This is a genomic window from Streptomyces sp. ADI95-16, from assembly GCF_003721495.1.
GTDB lineage: Bacteria > Actinomycetota > Actinomycetes > Streptomycetales > Streptomycetaceae > Streptomyces > Streptomyces goshikiensis.
The window spans coordinates 282,580-302,151 of sequence record NZ_CP033582.1 but is presented as its reverse complement, the minus strand read 5'-3'; the positions used below and the strand labels follow the sequence as shown (position 1 = coordinate 302,151).

Sequence of the window (19,572 nt, the reverse complement as noted above, 5' to 3'; positions counted from 1 at the left end):
GGGCACGCGGCAGCCGTCACATCCCGTATCCATCGCCTGTCCGTCGCTCCGTCGGGTCCCCGCGGTCCGTCGCCGCCTCGGCGAGTGCGCGTACCAGTGGGGGCACGCTGTCGGTGCGCCAGATCAGGGCCCACTCGACGGGCGGGGCGTCGTGGAGGGGAAGGAAGGCGACGTCGGGCTGCACGTTGTAGCGCCGTCCCTCGTCGGGGACCGTGCACACCACGTCCCCCACCGCGACCAGGGCAAGGATCTCGTGAAAGGTCGAGACGGCCGGCCCGCGGCGGACGGGGCGTCCGGCCGGTGTGCGGGCCGGCAGGACCGCGCTCTCCCAGTAGGCGGGAAGAGGGCCGTTCAGGCGCGGCACGATGTGGTCACCGAGCACCTCCAGGCCCACCGACTCCTGCCGGGCGAGCGGGTGGTCGGCGGCCACCATCAAGTGGAGCGGTTCCTCGCGCAGCACCACCCCGACGGTCAGGTCCGGCTCGCGAACGGGCAGCCAGGTGGCCACCGCGTCGACCTCACCGGCCCGCAAGGCTCCGAACGGATCGCTGAAGAACACCTCTTTGAAACGGAGTTCGACGGACGGGTGCCCGGCCCGGAAACGGGTCAGGACCGGGCGCATCTCGTGCATCTGCGCACCCATGACCCCCAGCGTCAGCGTGCCGGACGGATGGCGGGCCATCGTGGTCACCTCCGCCAGGGCGTCCTGGATGCCCTCGTACGCCGGCTTCAGCCGCTGGAGCAGCACCTCTCCGACAGGGGTCATCCGCACGTGACGGCTGGTCCGCTCGAAGAGCTGAGCGCCGATGACGCGTTCCTGCTTCTTGATCGCCTGACTGACACGGGCCGGGGAGACGTGCAGGCGTTCGGCGCTGCGGCCGAAGTGGAGTTCCTCCGCGAGCATCAGGAAGATCTCTATGTCCCGCAGTTCCATTCCGCCCCCGGTTCCCTCGTGGTCCGCGAATTCATGAACCTCTGGGTTAACGACCATAACAAGATCGGCCGTTGTTCCCGGGCCGCCCGCCCCGCATGCTGGGTGCCGCACAACCCGGACCGCGCGGAGGTCGCGTACCTCACCGGCCCCGGGCCTCACGCCCAGGGCCCCGGCCGCCGCGCACGAACACCCCACGAACACCCCCACGGAGCGATTCCCACGTGCCATCCGACCCGAGCACTGCCCGGCAACCCGACCCGGCCAGGCTCCACCCGCTGCCTGCCCACGAGCGGGTCGTCTTCCTCAAGCCACTGGTCGCCGGAACCAACGTCGTGGCAGGTGACTTCACCTACTACGACGACCCCGACGGCGCGACCGACTTCGTACGGCGCAATGTGCTCTACGCCTACGGTCCGGAACGGCTGGTCATCGGCAAGTACTGCGCGATCGCCACGGGCACTCGATTCCTGATGGCGGGCGCCGACCACCCGTCGATGGGGGTGTCCACCTTCCCCTTCACCATGTTCGGCGGGGCGTGGGCCGAGCAGACCCTCGACCTCGTCACCGGCATGCCCAGCCGCGGGGACACCGTCGTCGGCAACGACGTGTGGTTCGGATACGGAGCCACCGTGATGCCGGGAGTGCGGATCGGTGACGGTGCCGTGATCGCGGCCGGTGCGATGGTCACCGCCGACGTGCCGCCGTACACCGTGGTGGGCGGGAACCCGGCCAGAACGATCAGACAGCGCTTCGACGACAGCGACGTCGAACGGCTCGTGCGCGCCGCCTGGTGGGACTGGCCCGTCGAGCTGGTGACCGCGCACGCGCGCACCATCATGGCCGGTTCCCCGCAGGACATCGAGCGCATCGCCGCCGCCGAGGGTCTGGAGGGGCAGTGACGACGCGGACCGTCGAAGAGCACGTGGTGTCCGGTCGCGGCAGCGGCCCGTACGCGATCACCACCGGCCCGGACGGCGCGCTGTGGTTCACCATGGTGCACAGCGGCCGGATCGGCCGGCTCGTCCCGGGGCAGAAGCCGACCAGCCATCAGATCGCCCCGGACAGCGGCCCGACGGTCATCACGGACGGGCCGGACGGCGCCCTGTGGTTCACCCAGTACCGGGCGCACCGGATCGGCAGGATCACGACGGCCGGCCACCTGACGGAGTTCGCATTGCCGACCGCGCAGTGCGGTCCCTTCGGCATCGCCTCGGGCCCGGACGGCGCGCTGTGGTTCACGGAAACCGCCGCCGACCGCATCGGCCGCATCACCACCGACGGATCGGTCACGGAGTATCCGCTGCCGTGCACCGGCGCGTTCCCCTCCGCGATCACCGCGGCCGGGGACGCGATGTGGTTCACGATGAACCAGGCCAACGCCATCGGCCGCATCGGCATGGACGGCCGCATCACGATCCACGGTCTGCCCACCGAGGCCGCCGCCCCGGTGGGCATCGCCGCGAGCCATGACGGCGGCATCTGGTTCACCGAGATCGCCGCCGGTCAGATCGGTCACCGCGCGCCCGACGGCCGGATCACCGAGTATCCGCTGCCCGACCGCTCGGCCCGGCCGCACGCCGTCACCACCGACACCGACGGCACCGCGTGGTTCACCGAGTGGGCCGGCAACCGCGTCGGCTCGATCACCGCCGACGGCACGGTCACCGTCCACGACCTGCCCACCCCGGCCTCCGAACCGCACGGGATCACGGTGGGCCCGGACGGCGCCCTGTGGACGGCCCTGGAGACAGGCGCACTCGCCCGCATCTCACCCACCACCAGGAACACCGGACAGAGGAACACCCCATGAAATACGCACTCGTGGTCTTCGAGACGGACGCGTCACGCGCCCGGATCCAGGCCGACCGCGACGCCTACCGCACCGCGTACCAGACGTGGATCGGCGAGCTCGCGGCAGCGGGCAAACTGGTGGGCGGCGACGCCCTCGACACCGAGCACCAGGGCCCCGTCACCGTGCGCAAGACGTCGGACGGGTCCGTGGCCGTGACCGAGGGACCCGTACACGGCGGCGAGGAGACCCTCGGCGGCTGGTTCGTCCTGGAGGTGGCCGACCACGCCGAGGCCATCGAGCTGGCCCGCGGCTTCCCCACCCCGGAGGCGCTCGAAATCCGCCCCCTCCTCGAATCGGCCTGAGCAACAGGCGGCCCTCGCCTCGGTGAGCGGGGGCTCGGTCGCTTCGACGACGCGATGCACGGTTCCCGCGGCGCTCTCCGGGAAACCGGCGGGCCGCGAGTCACCGTGGGTTCACATCCCACACCCACCGCACCAGGACAGACAACGTGCTGATCAGAAGGGGTGTCCCGACAAGGGGCACCCCTTCGTCGTGGCGCCGGGCCGCGCGGCGCGGCGGCCCCAGGCCGCCGCTGGCTCCATGCCTCCGCCAACTGCCCCACGGCGAGCACGGCCGACAGCAGCGGGACGTACGCCGGCACACGCGGGCCACCGCGGATTGCCCTTCACCCAGATGTGGCCGGGGCGGTCGGGTTGATGTGGGCCGGGGGGCGGACCCCCGTCAGCTCTTCCGCGCGGCGGCGCAGGAGGGGGGCCAGCTCGATGTACCAGCCTCGGCCGACGGCCTGGAGCATCTCGGCGAGGGCGATCTGTTCGCCGATCCGGCCGGCGGGGGTGTCGAGGACGTGGGCGAACTCGGCACGGATGCGGTCGGCGACGGCGGGGACGCGGAGGCTGTTCACGTAGAGCATCGCGGGGTCGTAGCCGACGGGGACGGCGCCCCAGCGCTCCCAGTCCAGGATGACGAGGGGGTCGTGGGTGAGGTTGGCCCACTGGAGGTCGGCGTGCCCGGTGACGCGTTCGGTGATGGCCGGGGCGGGGATCCCCAGGAACTCGGGGAAGACCCGGTCGGCCCAGGACTGGCGGATGGTCTCTCGGGGCGGTTCTGCGGTGCTGAGAGCGTCCAGGCTCTCCCGCAGGGTCGTCCACCAGGAGTCCGGCAGGCCCGGATCCGCAGTGAGGTCGGGCGTTTCCGGAGAGATGACGGGCTGGGCGATGTAGTCGATCAGCTCCGCCTCGAAGACGTACTCGCCGCCGTCCCAGCGGTACAGGTCGTGGAGGTGAGGGCGAGACACCTTGTCGGACACCCGTTCCTCGGCGAGGGCGATCCCCTCGTTCCGGGTGGCGGGGGTCTTCGCTGCCTCGCCGCAGTGGACGCGGAGCCAGTGACCGCCTGCGGTGCGGCTGCCGATGGTGCGGCCGAGCCATCCCCAGGCCGGCGCCCCCGTCGTCGTGGTGGACAGGCGAGCAGCGGCGTGGGCCAGGGCGTCCTCCATGCGTGCCCTGGTGGTCTCATCCTTGGGCGAGTACATCGGTGACCTTCCTGAGGTGGCCCGGATCGAGCGGGGCGGCAGTGGTGGCCTTCGCGGCGGCCCAATGGTGGGCGGTGCCGGCAGACAGCAGTACCACGTCCAGGCTCGGGCAGGAGGCCGCAGCGAGGAGACAGGCGGTGCCCGGCGAGGCCCCCGGGCGGATGAACTCTGCGAGTTCGGGCGTGACCAGGCCGGGCAGCTCGCCGCCGTGCAGGGGCGAGGAGCCGAAGGTGATCAGGCCCGCCTCGCGGGCCAGGACGAGGGGGCCCCTGCCGTCGAGGGCCAGGGCGATCGGCCTTGCCATGACGAGGCTGACCGGCTGTTGGACGGCCCGCAGATGATGTTCACCCGAACCAGCGGCCTCGATGGCCAGGCCAAGGAGTTCGGACACCGAGAAGGCGTCGTGCTGGAACCCCGACCAGGTGGCCACGCCGTACCCGCCGATCCTGCCCGCAGCAGCGAACTCCTCCAGCACCGCGAACACATCACGCAGTGCCGGATGCAGCTCCGTGGGGCTGAGGCCGGCGTGCTCCGGGTTGTGGACGAACACGAGGTCGATCCGGCCGAGAGCGGCCAGGGACCTTTCCGTCTGCCAGCGGACGAAGCCGGGGTCGAGGCTGTGTCCGGCTCGGACTTGGGCGGTAGTGAGGAGCCCGGCTCGAAGAGCAGCCGCGCCCTCATCCGGGGTGAAGAAGCCTGTCTTCGTCGCCACCATGGCGCGTGGGTGGTCGGCGATGACGGGGCCGAGCGCCTGGTGGGCACTGCCGTAGTTGGGGGCGGTGTCGATCCACACGAGCCCGTCGGCGCACGCGGTGCGGGCCGCCTGTTCGACGGCGCGCACCCGGTACGTCCCCAGTCCCAGGGAAGCGGTCACGAGGAGCCCCCGACCACGGCGGCGGCTTGACCGGCAACCAGAGCGGAGACGACTTCCGCCACCTGTACGAGGGTGAGATCCGACTCGGCGGAGAGGTCCGCCAGGGTGGCCGGTGATCCACTGGCGAGGAGGCGGAGGACCGGGGCGACGGGGAGGGCGAAGGTCCACTCGTTCCCTGCCCCGGCGAAGGTCACGGCCTGGTCGTCCTGGTCGATCCTGGCACGAGGCACCGTGGCCTGAACAGCGATGCCGGGTTCGGCAGGAACGCCGGTCAGGTGGGGCAGTGACAGGCGCGGGCGCCCGGGGTGCGTCGCGTCCAGGGTCCTTTCCCAGCGATCGAGAACCGCAGGGTCGTCCAGGGCGGCCAGCACGTCCTTCCGTACGGCAGCCAGGTAGTCCGCCCGATCCTCCGGGGTGCCGAAACGCGGTACGTCCGCCCGGACGGTCACGTTGGCCCGCAGGTCGTCGCACAGCCAGCCCAGGAACTCGGCGCCGGTCTGCGTGGCGAGTCCGAAGGTGAGGTGGAGGGATGCGGTGCCCTGGTCGGCGCTCACGGCGTGCCACCAGCCGCGCGGCAGATAGAGCAGGTCGCCGGGCGTCAGCACGATGTCCGCGACTGGGTCGCCCGTCGGGGCCTCAGGGGCTTCCACGTCGCGCCAGGCGGGGGCCTGCCGGGTGGGGCCGTAGATCTTCCACCGCTTGGAGCCTTCGAGCTGGAGCACCACTACGTCGTGGTCGTCCCAGTGGGTGCCGAAGCCTTCCTCGGCGGTCCACGAGGCGTACGCGTTGACCTGCACGGGGGTGCGGAAGAACCGTTCGAGGCCGGCCGCGGCTTCGCGGACGGGCGGGTGGATCTGGTCGATCGCGTCGATGACGAGGGACGCGCCCTCGGCGAGCCGGGCGTGGAAGTCGGCAGGCCGGGGCTGGTACCAGGACACCCCGCGACGGTTCGTCCGGAGGATGGAGTACGCGGTGGCCGGGACAGCCTCCCCGGCACGCGAGAGCCGCATCCGGGGCGGTTCGAGCCGGTGAGCGGCCACGATCTCGTTGAGGTCGCCCCAGGTCAGTGGCGAGGGGGGCGTGGTGCTGTTGGAGCGGATCACTTTGTGGGCCCGGAAGCACGTCTGGGCGAGGAACGTGTCCCCGCCCAGACGCGCGGCCCACGATGCGGAATCAATCACCGTGGGTCTCCTCGGTCGATCAGGTGTCGTTCATGTCCGACTTGCCGCCGGTGTTGTCCGAGGCTTCCTCGGCACGCGAGCGGGCCGCCGCGATGCGGCGAACGCCGATCAGCAGGCCACTGTTCTGCTCGGTGGGAGCGTTCTCGTTCATTCCGTACTCCTTCCTGATTTCGATGGATCCCGCCGGGGCCCCGGAGGGAAATCTGTGAGTCAGCTCCCGGGGCTTCCGGCTACGGCCAGGGTGACCACCAGGACGCTGAAGGCGACGACGTACAGGAGGACGGCGAGCTGCTGGCGCCAACCCCAGGGGGCGCGTGCGGTCAGCCACGTTCCAGGCTGGAAGGGTCCTCGACGACCCACTCCACCCCACCGCCCTCCGGCCGGACGAAGACGGCGTTCTGCATGACGACGCGGGACTTGGGGTCCTCGAATTCGCCGATGAACTGGACGATGCCGGTGCGGCCGTTCAGCGGGTCGCGGATGCGGGTGCCCTCGCTGACCCAGCCGGGCACGGTCTGACGCTGACGAAAACGGCTCTTGGTGGACACTGCGCCTCTCCTCGGTCTAGTTCGGGCACTGCACTCCGGGGACGCAGCGGGCCGCAGGTGTGACGTTGCGGACGGCCCTGCGACCCGCTGCGAGGGGGGAGGCCGCCTCTCCGTGCGGCTGAGACCAGTCAACTCCGCTGGCCAAACCCCCAACAGGGCATTCCACTAGGCACGTTGTAGGCACTCAGAAGGCAGATTCCGGCTACGATTTCGGCGCCCGGCTCGACCAGCGGACGGCGGGATGATGGCGAACGAAGCTCTTCGCAGACACAGAAACTCCCAGCGATGGACTCAGACCCAGGTCGCGGAGCGCGTGTGCGCTCAGGTCCAGGCAGCCACCGGGCGCGATCCGGAGCTTGATGCGAACTGGGTCTCCCGCCTTGAGCGAGGAGCCATCACATGGCCTTCCGGTGATTACAGGGCCGCGTTGTGCGCGGTGTTCCAGGTCGCCAGGGAAGAGGAGCTGGGCCTGTACCCGAAGGGGTCCGCCGCACCGGATGAAAGGCCGGCCGAAGAGGCTCCGTCTGATGATGTCCGATCCCTGGCCGCCGACACGGAGCTGTCAGCCCGTCTGGCTCGCCACGCGGCGGAGACCAACGTCAACGCGCTCGTACTGGAGCAGTTCGACGCTGACGTCGAACGACTCGCCCGGGACTTCGTCAGCCGGCCTCTGCCTCTCCTGATCCCGGAGATTCGCACGGCTCGGGGTGCGGTGTTCCGGTTGCTGGAGGGCCGCCAGCACCCCAGCCAGACCCGTCACCTCTACGTGGTCGCGGGGTGGTTATCCGGTCTCGCGGCGCATGTGTCGCTGGACCTGGGGGACCGCTCCGGCGCGGCTACTCACGCCCGCACCGTGGTGCAGTGCGCGGAGATCTCGGAGCACTCACCGTTACGCGCATGGGCACGGTCGTTCCAGTCCCTGGCCGCTTACTGGGCGGGGGACTACCGGCGGGCGGGAGACCTTGCACAGGCCGGGCATAGCGAGGGTCGAGGTCCCGGCGCAGGCACGATCAAGGCCCGGCTGCTGAGCTTGGAGGCCCGAGCTCGTGCGGCCGAAGGGGACAATCGCAGCGCGCTGCGGGTACTCGCGTTGGCACAGGAGGCACGGAGCGCTGCGGGACCCGACGAGTTGCCCGGGGTCTTCTCGTTTCCCGAGGCCAAGCAGTGGGCCTACGCCGGTACCACCCTGTTGGCCGTCGGGGGCGACGAGCAGACCCGGCACGCCATAGGCGCTTCCAATCGTGCCGTGGAGCTGTACCACGCCGGGCCAGAGGGCGACCGCTCCCCCGGCGATCTACAAGCCGCCCACCTGGACCTGGCCACGGCCTATCTTGCGAGCGGCCAGGTGGAGAGAGCCGGTGCGAAGCTCTCGGAGGTGTTCACCGCCGAGGTGTTCACGGCGAGCATCACCATCAGGCTCCGCAATCTGGCCGCGCTCCTCGGAAGCGAGCCGTACCGTGGCGCACAGTCGGCAGTCGATCTCCGCGCGCACATCCACGAGGTGACCGTCCGGCCCGCTCTCGCCAGCAACCCCACGGAGCCCCGATGACCGTCCAACCCACGCCTGATCATTTGGTCACCGACCGCAGCCTCCTTTCCACCAAGGCGTACGGCACGGGTCAGCACCTGGCCGCCCGCCAATCCCTCTACCAGTGGCAGACCCCCAGCCACGACCTGCCGGGCATCGTTGTGAACGAACTGGCCGGCGTACGCGGTGCGGTCGCGGACGTGGGGTGCGGAAACGGGAAGTTCGTCGCCCGGGTGCGGGAGGACCGTCCCGACCTGGTGGTGCTTCCCATGGACGTGTCGCACGGCATCCTCGGTGCCATTCCGGGGGCTCTCGTGGCGGATGTCCAACAGCTCCCCATCAACGATGGAGTCCTTGGTGCGGTCCTTGCGCTCCACATGCTGTACCACGTCGAGGACCAGGCCCAGGCCGTGCGGGAGCTGGGCCGTGTACTGGCGCCCGGCGGAATCGCGATCGTCTCCACCAACAGCAGGACCGACAAGCTGGAACTGGAGCACCTTTGGCGCCAGGCCGCGGGCGATGTGCTGGGCATCCAGGAGGGCCCGGCCCGAGTGCAGCTCTCTGCTCGCTTCACCTTGGAGGATGCGCCCGCGATCCTCGGCACGGTCTTCAGCGAGATCCGTACGATCCCCCTGCCAGGAGTGATCGAGGTGACCGACGCTGAACCAGTCGTCGCGCACTTGGCCTCGTACGAAGCCTGGGCGGACAAGATGGGCGTCCCGTTCCGGGAGACGATCGAGCGGGCGCGGGAGCGGGTCAACAAGGCCATTGAGGCAGAGGGCGTCTTTCGCGTCACCTGTCTGGGCGGGATACTCGTCTGCCGGTGAGCCTGGCACCACACTGCCTGCGAGTCTCTGCCGTCAAGCCACAAGCACACATACGCAGAGGAGTGCCACGCCGTAGAGCGCAATTGCGAGGTGCAGCATCACCCATAGCCGGTGCAGCCGAATGCGGTGCAGGCGGGGGAACCTGTTGTTGTGCTCAACACGCGCCTGCACGAGCCCCTCTTTCGACCCCAGGACTCCTCGCGCCACCAGATCTGCGGTCAACGCCCTCGCCTGAGAGAGGTGGTAGGAGGATCGTTCGTAGTACTTAGATACAGCGACAGCTCCGTACGCACCCGTCAGTACGACGAAGATGCATAGGGGTACGACATTGAGCGTGAATTTCTGCTGCACGATCAGAGCGCTCAACGCAGCTGTAACGACGATGAGGAGGTTCGTCAGCGTGGAGCGTTGGGTTTCGCACTGTCGTAGCTGCTCTCGTTGCTCTTTCCAGTAGGCGCGTGTTGCCTCGTCTGAAGCGTCAGGCATGAAACACCTCCTCCCCAGGATCGGCACACTGGACACACGAGCCAACCGCTTCGCCGTGAAGGCGAACCGCAGCAGTGGAGACACCGTAGCGTGAAGATCTTCATCAGCAGCGCCCGCAAAGGTCTTGTGAAAGAGCGAGACGCCCTCAGTCCGTTGATTACCGCACTTGGTCATACTCCAGTGCGATTCGAGGACTTTTCGGCTCAGCCCGTGCCAAGTCGTGAGGCGTGTCTGAGTGCTCTGGAATCCGCGGATGTATGCCTCTTCCTCCTTGGTCCGTTCTACGGCCACGTCTTCCCAGAGACAGGGCAGTCGGCTACGCACGACGAATGGGTAGCTGCCCAAGCAGCAGGCAAACCCAGTTTCGTCTACCGCAAAGAAGGCGTGGAGTTCGAGCCGAATCAGCACAACTTTGTGCGGATCTTGGAGGCCTACGCCACCGGAAGGTTCCGCGACACGTTCCACACCTCGGAAGACCTGACGATCAAGATCGTACAGAAGGTAAGGGAACTGGAGTCAGCCGCGTCACCGTTGGCCTTCGCCAAGATCGTGCAGCAACCGGCCCTTCACTGGTCCTCGGACGATAGGGCCTCCCAGGCTGTCAGCCACCGAGATCCCCCGCTGGAACTGCACGTCCTTCCGCTGGATTTCCCTGGATACTCGGCGCGCGAGCTAGATCAACTGGGTGCGTCGCTGATGGAACGAATCCGAGCTACTCGGATGATCGGGAGCGATGTCGCACTGAACCCCATCAGGTCTGATGGATACGTGGGCGTCAGTATTCCGGCCAGTCGGACACGGTCATGGAACACGCCCCAGGAGGGCGAGACAGCGGAATGCCGCCTGTACAAGACGGGGCAGCTCTCTATCCGGGCTACGTTGCCCCGAGACAGCTGCGGCGCGATCCTGGATCCCGATGCGCTGCCTCAGCAGCTCGCTGGCCTGCTGCGGTTTGCCGGGGCGCTGAATATCGTCCAGGCAGACCGCATCGTGGTGGCGGCCGGCGTGTTGACTGAGATGCTCATGAGCGTCGACACCTTTGATCCGCGGCGGTCTCGCCAGTCGTACCAACCCATTGGCCCCGGGCGTTCGGGGCGCCAGCTGCGGACCGAGCCCGATGAGTCTGTCACTCTTGCAGCCCTTGGGGCTGGCGCTGCGGAGGTCTCTCCCCACCTGGCACAGGTACTGATCTTGCAGGCCCGCAGGTAGCACCGAACCGACCCAGTGAACCAGGTGTGGACCGCCTGAGCCAGCCCGGATGGTGGGTAAGGATCAGGTCAGAGACGGCGTGGCGCTTCCCGCGGCGCTCTCCGGGAAACCGGCGGGCCGCGGGCCTTGTTCCGGTGGCAGGATGCCACGGGCGCCGCGGGGGGTTCGCGGCCGGGACGGGGGCGGGGCGTGCTGGACGGGCTGGACGCGGTGGACTGGCGGGGGCTGGAGGTGGCCGACCGGGAGCGGTCGGGCGCCGAGGTGCCGAAGATGCTGCGCAGGATCGGGCGCGCGGACGCCACCACGCGGCGGGAGGCCGTGGACCGGGCGTACATCGATCTGAGGGACCTGCTCGTTGCCGCCGAGGGGGTCACCAACGCGAGTACGGCCGCGCTGCCGTTCATGGTGGAACTGGCCCTGGACCCGGACACGGTCGCGCGGCCCGACCTGGTCGACCTGCTGGCGCAGCTCGCCGGGGACGGCGCGGCCGGGGAAGGGGACCCCGGGTGGCCCGCGGCCTGGCAGCGGCAGTGGCCGCGCCTGCGGGGGCTGCTCGGTGACGGGGACCCGGCGACCCGGCGGGCCGCGCTGCGGCTGATCGCCGACCGGACCGCCGACCTGCTGGAGCGTTGGCACGCGGAGGAGGACCGCTCGGTCCGGCTGACGCTGCTGCCGGCGCTGGGCGAGGCCGCGGCGGCGGAGGATCCGGCGGGAGGGCTGGTCGCGGAGGTACGGGCGGTGCTGGACGGCGTCCTCGGCGGCGAGGACCGGCTGCTGCGGGTGGCGGCCGTGATCGCCACCGCACCCCTGGACCCGCAGGCGCCGCCCCGGGCCGTCCCGATGCTGCTGGAGCTGCTGACCGACCCCACGCTCGCCCCGGAGATCGACGCGCTCCCCTGGTACGCCCTGGACCGCGAGTACCCGTACGACCGCGAGGGCGTCACGGACCGGATCGTCCGCCTGCTGGAGCACGACCCGGCGGTGGCGGCCTCGTTCGTGGCCGGGCTCGCCGCGGCCGGGACCGGGGACCGTACGTGGGACGCGGAGCTGCGGCGGTGCGCGCTGGACGAGGCGTGGCGGCTGCTGGTGGACCGGCCGGGGGCGGCCGCCCCGCTGCTGCCGTTCGCGGCCGGGATGCTGGCCGATCCCGATGACGAGGTGCGCTTCAAGGCGGTGCACCTGGTGGCGGTGCTCGGCCGGCGGGCGGCGCCGTACGCCGACCGGCTCGCCGCCCTCCTCGACGACCCGGGCGAGTCGCGGTTCGTCGACGGCACCGTCGGCGACCTCGCGTGCTGGGCACTGACCCGGATCGGGGACCCGCGCGCCCTGCCGGGCCTCGTCGAGCGGCTCGTCGCGCCGTACCGGGACATGCGGGGCCGGGGCGGCTTCCCCGGTGACCCGCGGCGGCCGGACGTCGTGGACGTGCTCCGGCCGCTGCGCGCGCACGCCGCGCTGCTGCTGCCCGGGGTACGGGAGGCCCTGCGCGACGAGGTCGCCCGCAGGGGCTGGCTGGTCGAAGAACTCCGCGAGGTGCTCCAGGCCTGGGGCGAGGACCCGCAGCTCCCGGGGGAGGAGGCGCCGTACCCGCCGGCGTGGCAGCCGCCGCCGATGGAGGCGGGGCGGGCGGAGGCCGTGGTGCTGGCGTTCGCGGCGGGCCGCGATCGGTACGGGGAGTTCCGCACGGCCCTCGCCGCGCTCACCGGCCACGGGCGGCGCCCCGCCCCGGCCGTGCGCGCGACGCTGGCGGCCCTGCGGGACGCGGACCGGCTGCTGTCGCGGCACCGCGACTACCGGGCGTTCCTCGACGACGAGGAGATCCGCCCGGCGATCGACACGGTGCTGGCCCTGCCCTGACCTGCCCGCTCCGCGAGGGCCCCGCCGGGCCGGCGGCCGCAGACGTCATCGCGACGGCCCCGACGGAGGCGACCGACGCGTCCGCCTCCGCGCCGGACGGGGGGGAGGGTGACCCACCGGCAGCGCGGCGCGTACGGTCAGCACATGCATCAGCTCACGCCGGGGGACGGCGAGCCGGGACGGGCGCGAACGGCTGACCGTGGCGAGGGGGCTGCCGGGGCCGAAGCGGTGGTCTTCGTGTGCACGGTGTGCGCCACCGCCCTGACGGCTCCGCTCACCCGGCTGCCCGCCGTTCCCGAGGCCCCTGACCACCCGTTCTGGGACGTCGAGGAGCCGGGCCCGTGGCCGCCGACCGTACCGGCGGGCCGCTTCGCGATCGAGACGGAACCGTACGGCGGGCCGCTGGTCGTCTCCGACGTGCCCGGGCCGGTCATGCCGCGCCGCGGAGCGTCTCTCAACGTGCACGGTCAGCACTTGGTGTCCGACGGCCCGCGCGGCAACATCGTCATCAACCCCGAGGACGCACGGAACCTTGAGCTTGAGGACGCGTGCGCCGCGTGCTGCGGGGCCAGCCCGGACGGTGGCATGAACCAGGTGTGCGTCTGCGGAACCCTGGTGGCGACCCTCTCCTCCGACTGCTGCCTGCCCCACGAACTCCACCTCTCCGCCGCCCACGTCCGCGCCGTCCGTCCCTGAACCGACCCGGCAGCGGCGGGGATGCCGCGACAGGGCAACCGCCCGCCCTGGCCCGCCGGGGCCACACGATCACGTGCCCGCGCGCGCTGCCGGAGCGGGGCGGCCGGCGGGGCGTCAGCCGCCGTAGGTGGCCTCGGACTCGCCCAGGACCGCCGCGAAGTCGGCCGCGAGGCGCGGCGCGTCCGCCTCGTCCAGCGTGGCGCTGGTGATCCGGACCGCCGGGGGGCCCTCGATGCGGAAGCGGGTGCCCGCCGCCACCCACCAGCCGTACGTGCGCAGCCCGTTGACCACCGCCGACTCGTCGCGCACCGGCACCCACACGTTCAGGCCGCTCTCGCCGTACGCGGTGATCCCGTGCCGCCCCAGCGCGCCGGTCAGCGCGACGCGCCGGCGCGCGTAGGCCGCGCTGCCCTCGGCGACGAGGGCATGGGTCGCGGGGTCGGCGAGCAGCCCGGCCGCGGTCTCCTGAAGGACGTGGCTGACCCAGCCGGAGGTCAGCAGCATCCGCCCGTCGTGCCGGGCCAGGGTGGTGGCGTCGCAGGCGAGCGCCGCCCAGCGCAGGTCGATGCCCAGGTGCTTGGAGGCCGTACGGACCTGGGCCCAGCGCGGCAGGGCTCCGGTGGTCAGCGAGTGCAGCGGGACGCCCGCGATGTCGGCGTTGTGGTCGTCCTCCACGACCAGCACCTCGGGGAATCCGGCCAGCACGGCGAGGAGTTCGGCCCGGCGCCCGGCGGTGAAGCGGGCGCCGCGCGGGCTCTGCGCGCGGGGGCTGCACAGCACGGCCCGCGCGCCGGCGCGCAGTGCGCGGCCCAGTTCTCCGGGGCGCATCCCCTCGTCGTCCACGGCCACCGGCAGCATCCGCAGCCCGAGCGCGGGGACCAGGTCGAGGAGGTGGTGGAAGCCGGGATCCTCGACGGCGACGGCGTCGCCGGGCCGCAGTTCGACCGACAGCAGCCGTGCGACGCAGTCCAGGGCGCCGTGGGCGAAGGACACGTGGGCGGCCGGCACCCCGTCGCGGGCGAACCACGCGCGGGAGAGCTCCTCCAGGGCCGGCAGCCGCGGGTTCCCTCGGTGCGATCCGCGGGCCGGGGGGACCTCGGCGGGGGGCGTGAGCACCGGCAGGAACGCCGGGTCGGGATGGCCGCCCGCGAGGTCCCGGATGCCCGCGGGGACCTTCGGCGGCCGGCGCGAGCCTACGGCGGGGGTGGGCGCGACCACGGTGCCGCCGCGGCCGCGGGTGACCACGATGCCGCGCCCGCGCAGCTCCTTGTACGCGGTCGCGACGGTGCCCGGGCTCACGCCCAGCTCCTCGGCGAGCCGTCGGACGGGGGGCAGGGCGGCCCCCGGCCCGAGCCCGCCCTCGGCGACGGCCCGTTCGACGGACGCGGCGATCTCTCTGGCGGACGTCCCCTGAAACGCATATTGTGTTGCCACGATGCACATTCTGTACTGATACATAAATCGCGTCAAGGGGGATACGTGAGAGACGTGGGTAACCCGGGATCACGAAAATCGGGCAGCGCACCGCGCGCCCGCACCGCCAGCACTGCCCGCACCGCCAGCACCGCCCGCATACCCGGCGGCCCCGACGGCCGCCGCATGCTGTGGATCGCGCTCGTCGACAAGACCGGCACCGGCCTGTGGGCGGGCGCCGCGGCCCTCTACTTCACGACCGTCTCGGGGCTCGGCATCGCCGAGGTCGGCCTGCTGATCTCCCTCTCCGGCGCCGTCGGCGTCGCCGGCTCGCCGCTCGCCGGGCGCATCGCCGACCGGGTACCGCTGACCCGGCTGCTCGTCGCCCTCCAACTCCTCCGCGCGCTCGGCGCGCTGGCGCTCTTCACCACCGACGCGTACGGGCTGCTGCTGCTCTACTCCGCCGTCGGCAGCCTCGGCGACCGCGGGGCCAGCGTCGTCACCAAGCTCTACGCGACCCGGGTCACCGGCCCCGACCGGGTGCGCTACCAGGCCGTCAACCGGACCGTCTCCAACATCGGCTTCTCGCTCGGCGGGCTCGCCGCCGCCGCGGCCCTGGCCGTCGGCACCGCCGCCGCCTACCGCTCGCTGCTCCTCGGCGACGCGCTGTCCTACCTCGCCGTGGCCGCGCTCACCCTGCGCTGCGGCGAGCCGCCCGCGCCGTCCCGGGTCGTCGCCTCCTCGGACGGGGTGGTCCCGGCCGCGCCGACGAGTCCGTGGCGCGACCGGACGTACCTCCTGTACACGGCGAGCGACACGGTCCTCTCGCTGCACGACTCGGTCTTCCGCGTCGGCATCCCGCTCTGGATCGTCCACGCCACGGCGGCGCCCGAGGGGCTCGCGCCGCTGCTGATGGTCCTCAACAGCGGCCTGGTCGTCTTCTGCCAGGTGCCGCTGGCACGCCTCGGCGCCACGACCGCGGCCGCCCGGAACCTGCTGCGCCCGCTCGCCGGGACCTTCCTGGTCAGCACGCTGGCGCTGGCCGCCTCGGCGGCGGGCGGGCCCTGGGCCGCCGTCACGGCGCTGGCCCTCGCCGCGGTCACGCTGACCCTCGCCGAGATGCTGCACGCCGTCGTCTCGTGGGAGTTGTCGGTCGCCCTCGCGCCCGGCGAGGCACAGGGGGCGTACCTCGGCGTCCACGGGCTCGCCCAGTCCGCGCAGCGCAGCGGGGGCCCGCTCGCCGCCACGGCCGCCGTCGTCGCGGGACCGCCGGCCTGGCTGGCCATGGGCGTGCTCCTGGCGGCGACGTGCTGGGGTCAGGGCCGACTGGTCCGGGACCGCCTCGCGGTGCCGGTGACCGCGGCGGAACCGGAACCGGAAACGGAACCGGAACCGGAACCGGAACCGGCGCCTGCGGCCGAACCGGCGTCGCCTACGCGGACTCGGCGTCCATGACGCGGCGGGCCGCTTCGGCCTCCGCCGCCGGCGGGGACAGTTCGTCCAGGGTGTCGAGCTCGGCGTCCGACGCCAGCTCCCGCTCCCAGGCCGCCGCGAGCCGCTCCTGCTCCGCGCGCGGCTCGGCGCCCACGGCTTCCCTGTGCTCCGGGTCCAGGGCCGCCAGGAATCGTCCGACCGGGTCCGGCATGCCGTGCTCCTTCGTCGCCGGGATGGGCTCCCGGCCCAGCATGGCGAACCGGGCCGACGCCGGACGACCGACACGGCCCGGGGCCACCCGATTGCCGCGCGGCCCTCGCGCACGCGCCCGCCCTGCTCAGTGGGACGCGCCCCCGGTCCCGTAGCGCACCCGCAGCTCCAGCAGCCCGCGGGCCCGCAGCGACGGGCGCCAGCGCGGGCCCGCCTCCGGTTCCGCGAGGGCGAGCGCGCCGAAGCGGTCGAGGAGCGCGGCCAGCGCGATCTCGGTCTCGGCCCGGGCCAGCGGCGCGCCCAGGCAGTAGTGGATGCCGTGGCCGAGCGCGAGGTGGCCGGCCGTATCGCGGAAGACGTCGAAGAGGTCCGGGCCGGAGAAGCGGTCCGGGTCGCGGTTGGCCGCGGCGAGGGACAGCAGGACCGTCTCGCCGGCGGGGACGGTGACGCCCGACAGGGTGACGTCCTCGGTGGCGAAGCGCCGGATGGCGAGGAGGGCGGGCCCCTCGTAGCGGGCGGCCTCCTCGACGGCGGCGCGGAGCCGGGACGGGTCCTTCCTGACCACGGCGAGCTGGTACGGGTGGCGCAGCAGCGCCAGGACCGCGTTGCCGATGAGCTGCACCGTGTTCTCGTACCCGGCGACGAGGATGAGGAAGGCGAGGGAGAGCAGCTCGTCCTCGGTGAGGCGGTCGCCGTCCGAGTCGCGCACCGCGATCAGGTCGGAGAGCAGGTCGGCGCCGGGCCGCTCGCGCTTGTGCGCGACGAGTTCGAGGAAGAAGCGGAGCATGGCCGCGACCGCTTCCTTCGCGGCCCCCGGGCGGGCCGGGTCCGGGGCGATCAGGGCGTCGGTCCAGACGCGGAAGTCCCGGCGGTGCTCCTCGGGGACGCCGAGCAGGTCGCAGATGACGATGATCGGCAGCGGTGCGGCGTAGGAGGCGATCAGGTCGGTGGTTCCGTGCGGGCCCAGGGCGTCGAGGAGCCGGTCGGCGCTCTCGCGCATCGGGGTGCGCAGGTGCTCGACGCGGCGGGCGGTGAAGGCGCGGGTGACGAAACCGCGGATGCGGGTGTGGTCCGGGGGGTCCATGTTGAGCAGGTTGGCGTCGAGGGCCGGCGGCAGGGACAGCCCCCGGTAGCCGCCCTCGGCCGCGTTCCTCTTGTCCAGCGAGAGCCTGGGGTCGGCGAGGGCCGCGCGGACGTCGTCGTAGCGCGTGACGAGCCAGGCCGGCCGGCCGTCGGTGCCCTCGATCCGCCGCACCGGCGCGGCCTCGCGCAGCCGCGCGTACGCGGAGTGGGGGTCGTCGACGAGCTGTTCCCGGAGATCCATGCCCTCACCCTAGGGCCTGCCTTTCGGAGGACCAGGCCGGCGACCGCGACCGCGGCCCGGTCAGGGGGGCGACTCCTGGAGGTGGGCGGCGATGAGGGCGAGGTCGTTCGCGATGGCCAGGATCCCGGCGGGGTCGGTGTTCTGCGTGGACGCGCCGGTGACGCCCGCGTAGAAGGGGTCGAAGCGGCCGCCGCCCTTGTCGAGGTAGCCGGCGATGGTGATGGCCCCGACGGAGAACCGGTCGTTGAGGGCGTCCCCGCCGACGGCCGCGCCGGTCTTCGCGAACACCTTCCCGCGCGCCGGGCAGTCACGGCAGTTCTCGGCGAGCAGACCGTCGACGCCGAGGATGGGCAGGGCCTCCCGGAAGCGCCTCGCGTCCGGCGTGCCCTGCCAGTACGCCAGCATCCGCACCACCGCCCGGGGCGTGGCCCGGTCGGCGGGGTTGCCGCCCCGGCCGTCCATGAGCTCGACCTGCCGGCGGTCGACGCCGGCCCGGTCCAGGAAGCCGGCGAGCACCGGGAACCCGTCGGCGCACTGGTGGCTGCCGGTGGTGACGGCCAGCAGGCAGATGTCCAGGTTGGCGCCCAGGTTGTGGCTGACCTTGAGGATCAGCTTGGCGTACTGCTCGTACGGCGGTGAGGTGTACGCGGCCACCCGCGGCCGCCCGTCGTAGTCGCGCGGCAGCCGGGCGGCCGGGTTGGGTCCCGTCGCAGGGGAGGTGACCTCCACCCCGGCCCGGGCGAGCGCCTCGATGAGCGCGGTCCGGCCGAAGGCGGCCGGGTCCGTGACGGGCGAGGTGCGCAGCAGCGGCGCGGCGCCGGCGGCGATCGTGCCGGACAGCCGGATGCGGGTGCCGCCGTCGGTGGCGGTCACGGTGACGTTGGTGGGCCCGCCGGCCGCGACGGTCTTCACCGTGGAGGTGACCTCGTACGGCGCGACCTTGGGCCGCCAGTCCAGCCGGGCGGCGGCGCCCGCCCGGTCCCCGGGCGTGGTCAGCAGGTCGATGAGGTTGTCGTTGATGATCAGGGGGGTCGGGGTGGGGTCGAGGACGGGGTCGGGGGCGAAGAGCCGGCTGTCGACGATGACGTCGCCGTCGACGCCGGTGATGCCGGAGTCCCGTACCTGGCGGGCGAGTTGGTCGATGCCGGCCAGGGGGTTCTCGGGGGTGAGGGTGGCCCCGGGGAAGTCGTTGGCGTAGGTGTGGTCGAGGTCGGTGTACGCGACGGTGCCGTCGGGGCGCGTCCGGCCGCCCAGGGTGAGGTCGCCCTGGGCGACGAGGTCGAGGTCGCCGACCAGCGTTTCCCCGCTGCGCTTGCCGACCTCGTAGAGGGGGGTCACGAAGCGGTGGTCGGCGCCGAGGGTCTGCCAGGTTCCGGATACGGGGAACAGCTTCGCGGTGGAGCCGGGGATGAAGAACTGCCCGGGGAAGAGGCCGTGCAGCACCCGGCCGTCGGCGCCCGGTTCGGTCTGGAGCAGGCCCCACTGGGCGTGGCGGTACTCGGGCTTGCGCATGATCTCCGTGATGCGCGGGTCGAGCCGGGAGGGCGGGGGCGGCGGCGAGGGCGAGGGGGCCGCGCGGGCCCCCGTACCGCAGGCGAGCGCCACCAGCAGCAGGGCGGCGAAGGCACCGGCGGCCGCGCGGCGCCGCGGCGGAGGTTTCGAATGTCCCACAGCGCGCTCCGTTCGTCGCGGCTGTCACCTTCCCGGGCC

Annotated in this window: 20 protein-coding genes; 9 read left to right on the top strand and 11 right to left on the bottom strand. The window is 72.2% G+C overall.

All coding sequences use genetic code 11. From position 1 onward, the window contains the following. Positions 1 to 16: 16 nt before the first annotated feature. Positions 17 to 934 carry a LysR family transcriptional regulator gene (locus EES41_RS38285; protein ID WP_123083148.1) on the bottom strand — a complete coding sequence of 306 codons (918 nt, stop codon included), beginning with the start codon at positions 932 to 934 and terminating at the stop codon, positions 17 to 19. A 221-nt stretch (positions 935 to 1,155) separates the two neighbouring features. On the opposite strand from EES41_RS38285, the gene EES41_RS38280 reads away from it, so the two are divergent. The 3 genes from EES41_RS38280 to EES41_RS38270 are packed head-to-tail and all read left to right on the top strand — an operon-like array spanning position 1,156 to position 3,088. Beyond that, entirely contained in the window at positions 1,156 to 1,833 is a 678-nt protein-coding gene (locus EES41_RS38280; protein ID WP_123083147.1) for a CatB-related O-acetyltransferase, read from the top strand. After that, the gene (locus EES41_RS38275) at positions 1,830 to 2,744 is read left to right on the top strand and encodes a virginiamycin B lyase (protein ID WP_123083146.1); all 915 of its coding nucleotides are present in this window, start codon (positions 1,830 to 1,832) and stop codon (positions 2,742 to 2,744) included. Before EES41_RS38280 ends, EES41_RS38275 begins: the two co-directional genes overlap by 4 nt. Further along, positions 2,741 to 3,088 (top strand): YciI family protein, encoded by a 348-nt coding sequence (locus tag EES41_RS38270; RefSeq protein WP_123083145.1) that lies wholly within the window; start codon positions 2,741 to 2,743, stop codon positions 3,086 to 3,088. Before EES41_RS38275 ends, EES41_RS38270 begins: the two co-directional genes overlap by 4 nt. Before the next feature lie 323 nt (positions 3,089 to 3,411). Here the strand turns inward: EES41_RS38270 and EES41_RS38265 are convergent, their stop codons facing one another. From EES41_RS38265 to EES41_RS38250, 5 genes are all read right to left on the bottom strand, one after another. After that, entirely contained in the window at positions 3,412 to 4,278 is an 867-nt protein-coding gene (locus EES41_RS38265) for a hypothetical protein (protein ID WP_123083144.1), read from the bottom strand. Beyond that, positions 4,259 to 5,152 (bottom strand): aldo/keto reductase, encoded by an 894-nt coding sequence (locus tag EES41_RS38260; RefSeq protein WP_123083143.1) that lies wholly within the window; start codon positions 5,150 to 5,152, stop codon positions 4,259 to 4,261. The genes EES41_RS38265 and EES41_RS38260 overlap by 20 nt, the downstream gene beginning before the upstream one ends. Then, the gene (locus EES41_RS38255) at positions 5,149 to 6,333 is read right to left on the bottom strand and encodes a cupin domain-containing protein (protein ID WP_123083142.1); all 1,185 of its coding nucleotides are present in this window, start codon (positions 6,331 to 6,333) and stop codon (positions 5,149 to 5,151) included. The genes EES41_RS38260 and EES41_RS38255 overlap by 4 nt, the downstream gene beginning before the upstream one ends. Before the next feature lie 19 nt (positions 6,334 to 6,352). After that, positions 6,353 to 6,484 carry a hypothetical protein gene (locus EES41_RS43970; RefSeq protein ID WP_008740613.1) on the bottom strand — a complete coding sequence of 44 codons (132 nt, stop codon included), beginning with the start codon at positions 6,482 to 6,484 and terminating at the stop codon, positions 6,353 to 6,355. A 169-nt stretch (positions 6,485 to 6,653) separates the two neighbouring features. Further along, positions 6,654 to 6,881, bottom strand: coding sequence for a hypothetical protein (locus EES41_RS38250; protein ID WP_073794824.1), 228 nt, complete (start codon positions 6,879 to 6,881; stop codon positions 6,654 to 6,656). 241 nt (positions 6,882 to 7,122) lie between these two features. On the opposite strand from EES41_RS38250, the gene EES41_RS38245 reads away from it, so the two are divergent. Next, the gene (locus tag EES41_RS38245) at positions 7,123 to 8,430 is read left to right on the top strand and encodes a helix-turn-helix transcriptional regulator (RefSeq protein ID WP_123083141.1); all 1,308 of its coding nucleotides are present in this window, start codon (positions 7,123 to 7,125) and stop codon (positions 8,428 to 8,430) included. Then, a complete protein-coding gene (locus EES41_RS38240) occupies positions 8,427 to 9,236 on the top strand; it encodes a class I SAM-dependent methyltransferase (RefSeq protein WP_123083140.1) in 810 nt (269 codons plus the stop codon). Before EES41_RS38245 ends, EES41_RS38240 begins: the two co-directional genes overlap by 4 nt. Positions 9,237 to 9,269: 33 nt before the next feature. Here EES41_RS38240 and EES41_RS38235 read toward each other — a convergent pair whose 3' ends face one another. Continuing rightward, positions 9,270 to 9,722, bottom strand: coding sequence for a hypothetical protein (locus EES41_RS38235; protein ID WP_123083139.1), 453 nt, complete (start codon positions 9,720 to 9,722; stop codon positions 9,270 to 9,272). Between the two features lie 90 nt (positions 9,723 to 9,812). Here EES41_RS38235 and EES41_RS38230 point away from each other — a divergent pair, with 90 nt between their 5' ends. The 3 genes from EES41_RS38230 (at position 9,813) to EES41_RS38220 (ending at position 13,481) form a co-directional block, all read left to right on the top strand. Beyond that, the gene (locus EES41_RS38230) at positions 9,813 to 10,931 is read left to right on the top strand and encodes a DUF4062 domain-containing protein (protein ID WP_123083138.1); all 1,119 of its coding nucleotides are present in this window, start codon (positions 9,813 to 9,815) and stop codon (positions 10,929 to 10,931) included. Positions 10,932 to 11,120: 189 nt separating this feature from the next. Then, the gene (locus EES41_RS38225; protein WP_123083137.1) at positions 11,121 to 12,785 is read left to right on the top strand and encodes a hypothetical protein; all 1,665 of its coding nucleotides are present in this window, start codon (positions 11,121 to 11,123) and stop codon (positions 12,783 to 12,785) included. Positions 12,786 to 12,929: 144 nt separating this feature from the next. Continuing rightward, positions 12,930 to 13,481, top strand: coding sequence for a hypothetical protein (locus EES41_RS38220; RefSeq protein WP_164496191.1), 552 nt, complete (start codon positions 12,930 to 12,932; stop codon positions 13,479 to 13,481). 114 nt (positions 13,482 to 13,595) lie between these two features. Here EES41_RS38220 and EES41_RS38215 read toward each other — a convergent pair whose 3' ends face one another. Further along, a complete protein-coding gene (locus EES41_RS38215; protein WP_123083413.1) occupies positions 13,596 to 14,915 on the bottom strand; it encodes an aminotransferase class I/II-fold pyridoxal phosphate-dependent enzyme in 1,320 nt (439 codons plus the stop codon). Between the two features lie 45 nt (positions 14,916 to 14,960). Here EES41_RS38215 and EES41_RS38210 point away from each other — a divergent pair, with 45 nt between their 5' ends. After that, positions 14,961 to 16,349: an MFS transporter gene (locus tag EES41_RS38210; protein WP_302186197.1), complete on the top strand. Its 1,389-nt coding sequence runs from the start codon at positions 14,961 to 14,963 to the stop codon at positions 16,347 to 16,349. On the opposite strand, the gene EES41_RS38205 is transcribed toward EES41_RS38210, so the two are convergent. From EES41_RS38205 to dacB, 3 genes are all read right to left on the bottom strand, one after another. Beyond that, positions 16,327 to 16,539, bottom strand: a complete 213-nt coding sequence (locus EES41_RS38205) for a hypothetical protein (RefSeq protein WP_123083412.1) — start codon at positions 16,537 to 16,539, stop codon at positions 16,327 to 16,329. The genes EES41_RS38210 and EES41_RS38205 overlap by 23 nt on opposite strands. 126 nt (positions 16,540 to 16,665) lie before the next feature. Beyond that, positions 16,666 to 17,862, bottom strand: coding sequence for a cytochrome P450 (locus EES41_RS38200; RefSeq protein WP_123083134.1), 1,197 nt, complete (start codon positions 17,860 to 17,862; stop codon positions 16,666 to 16,668). Positions 17,863 to 17,922: 60 nt separating this feature from the next. Then, on the bottom strand, positions 17,923 to 19,533 hold the full coding sequence (dacB, locus tag EES41_RS38195) for a D-alanyl-D-alanine carboxypeptidase/D-alanyl-D-alanine-endopeptidase (RefSeq protein ID WP_123083133.1): 1,611 nt from the start codon (positions 19,531 to 19,533) through the stop codon (positions 17,923 to 17,925). Positions 19,534 to 19,572 lie beyond the last annotated feature (39 nt).